The sequence below is a fragment of the Phaeovulum veldkampii DSM 11550 genome (assembly GCF_003034995.1).
Classification (GTDB): domain Bacteria; phylum Pseudomonadota; class Alphaproteobacteria; order Rhodobacterales; family Rhodobacteraceae; genus Phaeovulum; species Phaeovulum veldkampii.
Genome location: NZ_PZKF01000069.1, coordinates 1 through 7,095, shown reverse-complemented (window position 1 = coordinate 7,095; position 7,095 = coordinate 1). Strand labels below are relative to the sequence as shown.

Here is a 7,095-nt window from a genome sequence, read left to right as displayed (position 1 = left end):
TCCGCTGCACCGCATCAACCAGTTCGTGGTCATGGATGCGGCCATAGTCGGGGCCGGTGACGGCACGCAGTTCGGTGCGACCATCTTCAGTCTCGAAGGTCTTCACCTGCTCGGCGCGGTGGTTGGTCAGGCCGTATTGCAGGTTGATCCCCGCCAGCGGCGCGGGCAGCTGCCGCAGGTATGAGGCCGGCGCGCCGACGATGCTCGCAAGCTGGCCAAAAGCCCAATGCGTGGGCGCCACCGGCTCCTGCGCTTTCGGCAGCATCAGGTGCAACCGTTCGGGGTTATCGCGCGCTGCCTCGGCGCGGATGTCCGCCGTCTGCACCACACGGCTGCGGCTGCGCTCGGAGCGGCCCTTCACATTGGCCCAGAGATCGTCGAGCGACAGATACCGCTCGTCATCGGGCCGGTTGAACCATTCGGACGACACCCGCCCGTTCCGCTCACCCCGGCTCACATCCACTTTCCAGCCATCTGCACGCACCGGTGCGACCGGATCCAGAACTTCCACAACGCCCATCGGCGATCTCCCTCGACGGGCGCCGGAAGCCACTCTCCCAGCCCTCAACCCGTCAGCGCGCCAAGCGCAGCCCTCTAACTCTTTGAAAGGAAAGGAGGTGAAATATAGGGGCGAAGCCACCAACCATCCCGAGGGGTGCGAATCCCCTCGCGCCACACGGTGCAGCGTGGGGCGCGAAGCGAGCGGGTGAGGCCGACCGGGTGCTTCCGGAAGGCCATAAATCAGCAGAACCAGCTAACGCCGGGCGTGAGGGAACTTCCGATCCCGAGACCGGCCCGGCTAGCCAGTCCGCCATGGAGAGGGAAACCGAACCGATGGCCGAAGCCCCGTCAGGAGGTTCCCCACCGACTCGGAAGTGGGTGGGGCAGTCGAAAGACTTGTGGAGCGCCGACGCCCGATTGATGGGCGGGTGTCAGGGACGGCGGGGCAACCCGCCGTCAGCGTCCGGGAAAGCCTGCAAGGCCCGGAGGCCGGAATCCACACGGGGTAGAGTCGGCTCCTGTAGCGGACAAGGGAGAATTGGTGGAACTTGGGAACCCACGCGCGTTTCCGTGCCCAAGGCACGGACGACCGAAGCGACCGGCGATCGCGCGTCGTGGGGGCGGAGCCCGCGTAGTAGTCCGGGGACGGGAAAGCCGTCCACATGGCGAAGGCGGGCAGTGGATGCAAGTTGCAGGCAGGAGATGGACACATGTCCGGCACGGTGAATACCGGGTTCGTTCTCGACATGCAGCGCAAACTGCATCGGTGGAGTGCCGCGGACCCCGACAGGCGGTTCGCGGATCTGTTCAATCTGGTATGCGACCGCAGAACGCTGATCGAGGCGTGGATACGGCTGTCCCGGAACAAGGGCAGCAATACGCCGGGCACCGACGGCGTGACGCGGAAGGCGGTCGAAAGGCGGCTCTCGGGGGCCGTGGGCTATCTGGAGGATATCCGGGCAGACCTGCGGCAAGGAACCTACGAACCCCAGCCTGTCCGGCAACGGTTGATCCCGAAGCCGGGCAAACCGGGAAAGTTCCGCCCCCTGGGCATTCCGACGCTCAGAGACCGTCTGGTCCAAATGGCGCTCAAGCTGGTGCTGGAGCCGATCTTCGAGGCGGACTTCTACCCGACCTCATACGGCTTCCGGCCCGGACGGAGCACCCATGACGCGCTCGCAAGGGTGCGGCACAAGCTGAACCCGACATCCGCCGGCCCATCCCGGGTCCGGTACGTGATCGAGGGGGACATCAAGGGGTGCTTCGACGCCATCGATCACCACGTCCTGATGGAGCGGGTGCGCCGTCGCATCAGGGATCGCAAGGTCCTGCGGCTCGTGCTCGCCTTCCTGAAGGCGGACATCATGATCGAGGGCACGCTTCGCCATCCCGTGACGGGGACCCCGCAAGGGGGCATCATCTCGCCGCTTCTGGCCAACGTCTACCTGACGGGGCTGGACGAGAGATACCGTCGCTGGGTGCCCAATCCGCGCGACAAGACCCGCGAGCGGGCGCAGCAGCGCCTGCAGTCCGACCACAGACGTGGGCGGCCGGGCTTCTACGTGGTGCGCTATGCAGACGACTTCGTGCTGCTGGTGCAGGGGACCCGAAAGGATGCGGAGATCGAGCGTCAGGCGCTGGCGCAGTTCCTCCAGGAGGAACTGCGCATGGAGTTGTCGATGGAGAAGACCAAGATCACCGATGTCCGGGAGGGCTTCGACTTTCTCGGATACCGGGTCGCGCAGAAGAAGATGCCGTCCACCGGGCGGCACGTGGGAATGATCTTCATTCCGAAGGCGAAATCCCAGCTTCTGCGCGACAGGGTCAAGGCCAACGTGAGGGGAACGCCGACCGGCACCACCCTTGCGGCTCTGATCGGCGACCTCAACCCGGTCATCATCGGCTGGCGGAACTACTACCGCTACGCGACGCGGTCGTGGGCGGAGTTCAGCAAGCTCGACTGGTGGCTGTACTGGCGCATCAAGTCCTGGCTCGGGCAGAAACACGGCACGGCTTCCGGCAGGAAGCTGCGTCGGAAATATACCGAGAAAGGACCCCGGGCGCACGGCGGATGGGCATCGGGCGGGAAAACACTCGCGCGGTTCTCGGACGCCAAACGTGTGCGATACCGGGACCGGGGCCTGCGCATACCGAACGGATGGGACGACCCGGACGAAAGCTTCCGACAGGGGGCCGACACGTTCTGGGAAGCGACCCGCACCCTCGCCAAGCTGTGAGGGCCACCCGTGGCCGCGGCCACGCATGGAGAGCCGGATGCGGGGAAACTCGCACGTCCGGTTCGGAGAGGGGGATGGCGAAACCTGACCCGGCAACGGGCCAAGGCGCGTCATCCCTACTCTACCCGGGAAACCAACCCCACTTTGACTCTACGACCGACGGCTGCAGATCGACCGACTGACCTTGCTCATATAGGCCGGTTGCGGCCATCCGGGCTTCCAAGGCGGTCATTGTTCTGTATATGTTCTTATTCTCTTGCCCCTCCGATTCTTCGGTGTCGCCCATGTGCAATCTTTATTCCCAGACCAAGAGTCAGGATGCGATACGGCATGTCTTTGACGACATGTGCGAGGACGACGGAGAGCTGATCGACACCACCGGCAACCTGCCTGCCATGGCCGGCATCTTCCCCGATTACGCCGCGCCGATCATTCGGCACCGAGGGTCACAGGCGGGCTGGGAACTCGTCAAGGCGCGGTGGGGCATGCCGACGCCGCAAGTATTTCTGGAGGGCAAGCGCACCGATCCGGGTGTGACCAATATCCGCAATGTCGCCTCACCGCACTGGAAGCGCTGGCTCGGGGTCGAGAACCGCTGCCTCGTGCCATTCACCAGTTTTTCCGAGATCGACAGCCGCCCCGGCGCACCGCGCAACCATCCGATCTGGTTCGCCCTTGGGCCTGATCGCCCGCTGGCCTTCTTCGCGGGCATCCGCACCGAATGGACCTTGGTGCGCAAACTGAAGGAGGGCGAAGTCACGGCGGAGCTCTTCGGCTTCCTGACCTGCCCGCCCAATGCCGAGGTGGCGCCCGTCCACCCGAAGGCGATGCCGGTCATCCTGACGACGCAAGACGAATGGCGGTGCTGGCTGACTGCACCCACGACCGAAGCCCTGCGCCTGCAAAGGCCTCTGGCCGACGGAATGCTGCAGATCGTGGCGGAAGGGGTGCGTGAGGATGCGGCCTGACCCTGCCGATCCCTTCGATCTGAGCCCACGCCGCGTACACGAGGCCGAGGGCCGCGGCCGCCGCGCCTTCGCGCTGTTTCAGGCGGCGCGGCATCCGGGGCCGCTGGTCTGGATCCTGCCTGCCCACGTGCCGGAACTGCCGATGCTCCGTGGCCTGCCCCGTGGCGTGGGCGAACGGCTGCACCTTTTTCGGCCGGTGGGCGAGACCGACCTCTTGTGGTGCGTGGAGGAAGCCCTGCGCGCAGCCCCGATCAGTCTGGTCATCGCCGAGCCGGAAAAGCCCCTGTCCCTGACCGCTGGTCGCCGGTTGCAACTGGCCGCTGAGGCCGGGCACACCACCGGTCTGGTGCTGATCCGCCAGGACGCGGGCAGCAATGCCACCGAGACGCGGTGGAAGTGTGAGCCCGCGGCCAGCGCGGCTGCGGACTCGACTCTGCATCAATGGGATCTTAATAAGAACAAACAGGGAACTTGCGGAAGATGGATCTTGAACTGGAATGGCGCGGCGGCTGCTGTCGATATGGTTTCCGAGGCTCGCCAGCGACACGAGCCTGCGGACACGGCCCGTTGAGGGGCCCTTTGCCCTGACCCACCGGTCAGGCAATGCCGATCACCTGCACTGTCTGAACACGGCCGCCAGCGCGCGTGGCCTGCATCGCGGCATGGCCTTGGCGGATGCGCGCGCCATTTGTCCCGATCTTGCCACGCGCCCGGCCGACCTTGCGCGCGAGGCTGCCGCGCTTGCAAGCCTGCGGCGTTGGGCCAGTCGCTATGCGCCGATGGTGGCCACCGATGGCGTCGACGGGCTGATGGCCGATATCTCGGGCGTCCCGCATCTTTTCGGCGGTGAGGCCGATCTGCGCGACGATCTGCAGGCGCAGCTGGAGCGCGCGGGGCTGCACGCCGCCAGCGCCATTGCCGGAACCCGTGGGGCGGCACATGCCCTGGCCCGCCATGGCGGCGGCATCGTCGCCGATGGGCGTTTGGCCGAGGGCATCGGGCATCTTCCTGTCACCGCATTGAGGGTGGACCCTGACACCGCCGAAGCGCTGATGCGCGTTGGCTTGTCGCGCATCGCCGATCTGATTCACCTGCCGCGTGCGCCCTTGGCCCGGCGCTTCGGACAAGGTCTGGTGCTGCGGCTGGATCAGGCGCTTGGGGCACAGCCCGAGCCGGTAGCGGCAGAACCTGATCCGCCCCATTTCGGGGTGCGTATGACCCTGCCCGAGCCGATCGGGCAGCAATCGGATGTGATGGCGGGCCTCGCGCGGCTGCTGGACCGGCTTTGCGCCAAACTGGCAGCCACCCATATGGGCGCGCGGCGGGTGCGGCTGGAGTTGCGACGGGTGGATCGCGGCACGGCGCAGGTCGAGATCGGCTTGGCCCGCCCGATGCGCGACCCCGCCCGGATTGCGGCACTGTTCGCCAAGGGCGTAGACAAGATCGATTCCGGCTTTGGTATCGACGCGCTGCGGCTCACGGCCACCGTGACCGAGGCCCTTGCCCCGGAACAGATCGGGGGCAGACCGGCGATCCGCCACGAGGACGCACTGGCGGACCTGCTGTCTTCGGTCGGCAATCGCATCGGCTTTGACCGGGTGCTGCGGCTCTTGCCAGCGACAAGCCTGATCCCGGAACGCAGCTTCCTGCTGGCCCCCGCCGCATATTCGACGCCCGAACCGTCACCGCATCGCACAGGCCTGAAACGGCCGATCACACTTTTCCCGCCAGAGCCGGTGACAGCTGCCTCTGGCACGCCGCCCGCCAGTTTCCGCTGGCGGCGCATGCGATTTACCACCCTGCGCGCGACGGGACCGGAGCGGATCACCCCGGAATGGTGGTTCGACGATCCCGCCTGGCGGTCCGGTCTGCGTGACTACTGGCGGATCGAGACGCAGGAAGGACCGCGTCTCTGGCTGTTCGTGACGCCACAGGCGCAGAGCTGGAACGGACCAGAAGCGCAAGACTGGTATGTCCAGGGGGAGTTCGCATGACCGCGCCCCGCTTCCAGCCCTATGCCGAGTTGTGTGTGACCTCGAACTTCACCTTCCTGGCCGGTGCATCCCATCCCGAGGAACTGGTGACCCGCGCCGCCGAACTGGGTCTTGCGGCCATTGCCATCACCGACCGCAATTCGGTGGCGGGCGTTGTGCGGGCGTTCTCCGCGCTCAAGGAACTGGCGCGGCTGCGAGATGAATCCCGGGCAAATGTCCAGGCCGCACAGGATGGCCCGGCCATCAGGTCGCAGCGCGTCACCGACCACTCCAGCCGCCAGGACGTACCCCATTTCACTGGCGCGACCGGGACGCCCAGTCTGTCCGCCACCGCCCTGCCGAAGCTGATCGCGGGCGCACGGCTGGCGCTGACCGACTCTGCGGTCGAATGGCTTGCGCTACCCACCGGTCTGATGGCCTGGTCCCGCCTGACCCGGCTCTTGTCGTTGGGCAAGCGCCGCGCTCCCAAGGGCGAATGCCACCTGCAACGGGCGGATCTGGCAGAATGGGGACAAGGCATGATCCTGATCGCCCTGTCGCCTGATCCGATGGAGGATGGCAACCCCAAGACCACCCGCAGCGATCTGCTGGCCGTTGCCCGCACTTTTCCCGGCCAGTGCTTCCTCGGGGCCGCCCCCCGCTATGATGGCCGCGATCAGGCCCGCCTCGACCAGCTGGCCATGCTGGCCCAAGGCGTGAACCTGCCGATGGTTGCCGTAGGCGACGTGCTGATGCACCGCGCCGCCCGTCGCCCGCTGGCCGATGTACTGACCTGCCTGCGCATCGGTTGCACCATCGACAACATCGGCGAGCACCGGCTTGCCAATGGCGAACGCCGTCTGAAATCCGGGGCCGAAATGGCGCGGCTCTTTGCCCGCCACCCCGCTGCCCTGCGCCGCACGGTGGAGATTGCCGACCGCTGTGTCTTCCGCCTGAACGACCTGCGCTACCAATACCCGGACGAGGCGCAGGATGGCGAACCGGCGCAAGACCGTCTGGAACGCCTGGCCCGGGCTGGGTTGCACTGGCGCTATCCGTCCGGACCGCCGCCCAGGATCGTCCATCGCGTGGAAAAGGAACTGACCCTGATCCGCGAGGTGGACTACGCGCCCTATTTCCTCACCGTGCATGACATCGTCCAGTTTGCGCGATCGAAGGGCATCCTGTGTCAAGGGCGGGGCTCGGCAGCCAATTCGGTGGTCTGTTACCTCCTAGGCATCACCGAGGTGCCCCCCGAAAGCATCACCCTGATCTTCGAACGGTTCATTTCCAAGGAGCGCGGCGAGCCACCGGACATCGACGTCGATTTCGAACACGAGCGGCGCGATGAGGTGATCCAGTGGATCTATGCCCGCTATGGCCGTGAGCGCGCCGGGCTGACCGCCACGGTGATCC

5 protein-coding genes and 1 pseudogene are annotated in these 7,095 nt (G+C 66.3%); 5 read left to right on the top strand and 1 reads right to left on the bottom strand.

Features of this window, described 5'->3' with window-relative positions; translation table 11 throughout:
- A pseudogene (locus C5F46_RS15360) lies at positions 1-520 on the bottom strand (DUF932 domain-containing protein); the annotation flags it as partial.
- A gap of 691 nt (positions 521-1,211) precedes the next feature.
- Here C5F46_RS15360 and ltrA point away from each other — a divergent pair.
- The 5 genes from ltrA to C5F46_RS15335 form a co-directional block, all read left to right on the top strand.
- The gene (gene ltrA, locus C5F46_RS15355; RefSeq protein WP_107326194.1) at positions 1,212-2,738 is read left to right on the top strand and encodes a group II intron reverse transcriptase/maturase; all 1,527 of its coding nucleotides are present in this window, start codon (positions 1,212-1,214) and stop codon (positions 2,736-2,738) included.
- A 284-nt stretch (positions 2,739-3,022) separates the two neighbouring features.
- Positions 3,023-3,706 (top strand): SOS response-associated peptidase, encoded by a 684-nt coding sequence (locus C5F46_RS15350; RefSeq protein ID WP_107326193.1) that lies wholly within the window; start codon positions 3,023-3,025, stop codon positions 3,704-3,706.
- Complete coding sequence (locus C5F46_RS15345; RefSeq protein ID WP_207186719.1) at positions 3,696-4,277, top strand: ImuA family protein; 582 nt, start codon at positions 3,696-3,698, stop codon at positions 4,275-4,277. The genes C5F46_RS15350 and C5F46_RS15345 overlap by 11 nt, the downstream gene beginning before the upstream one ends.
- On the top strand, positions 4,204-5,700 hold the full coding sequence (locus tag C5F46_RS15340; protein ID WP_107326191.1) for a Y-family DNA polymerase: 1,497 nt from the start codon (positions 4,204-4,206) through the stop codon (positions 5,698-5,700). Before C5F46_RS15345 ends, C5F46_RS15340 begins: the two co-directional genes overlap by 74 nt.
- Positions 5,697-7,095: PHP domain-containing protein (locus C5F46_RS15335; RefSeq protein ID WP_146160248.1), on the top strand; the 1,399-nt coding region annotated here is incomplete at its 3' end. The genes C5F46_RS15340 and C5F46_RS15335, both read left to right, overlap by 4 nt.

Bases quoted from the DNA above. Each gene is read 5' to 3' on its own strand.
- ltrA (WP_107326194.1), top strand. From the start codon at position 1,212: ATGTCCGGCACGGTGAATACCGGGTTCGTTCTCGACATGCAGCGCAAA.
- C5F46_RS15345 (WP_207186719.1), top strand. From the start codon at position 3,696: ATGCGGCCTGACCCTGCCGATCCCTTCGATCTGAGCCCACGCCGCGTA.
- C5F46_RS15350 (WP_107326193.1), top strand. From the start codon at position 3,023: ATGTGCAATCTTTATTCCCAGACCAAGAGTCAGGATGCGATACGGCAT.
- C5F46_RS15340 (WP_107326191.1), top strand. From the start codon at position 4,204: ATGGCGCGGCGGCTGCTGTCGATATGGTTTCCGAGGCTCGCCAGCGAC.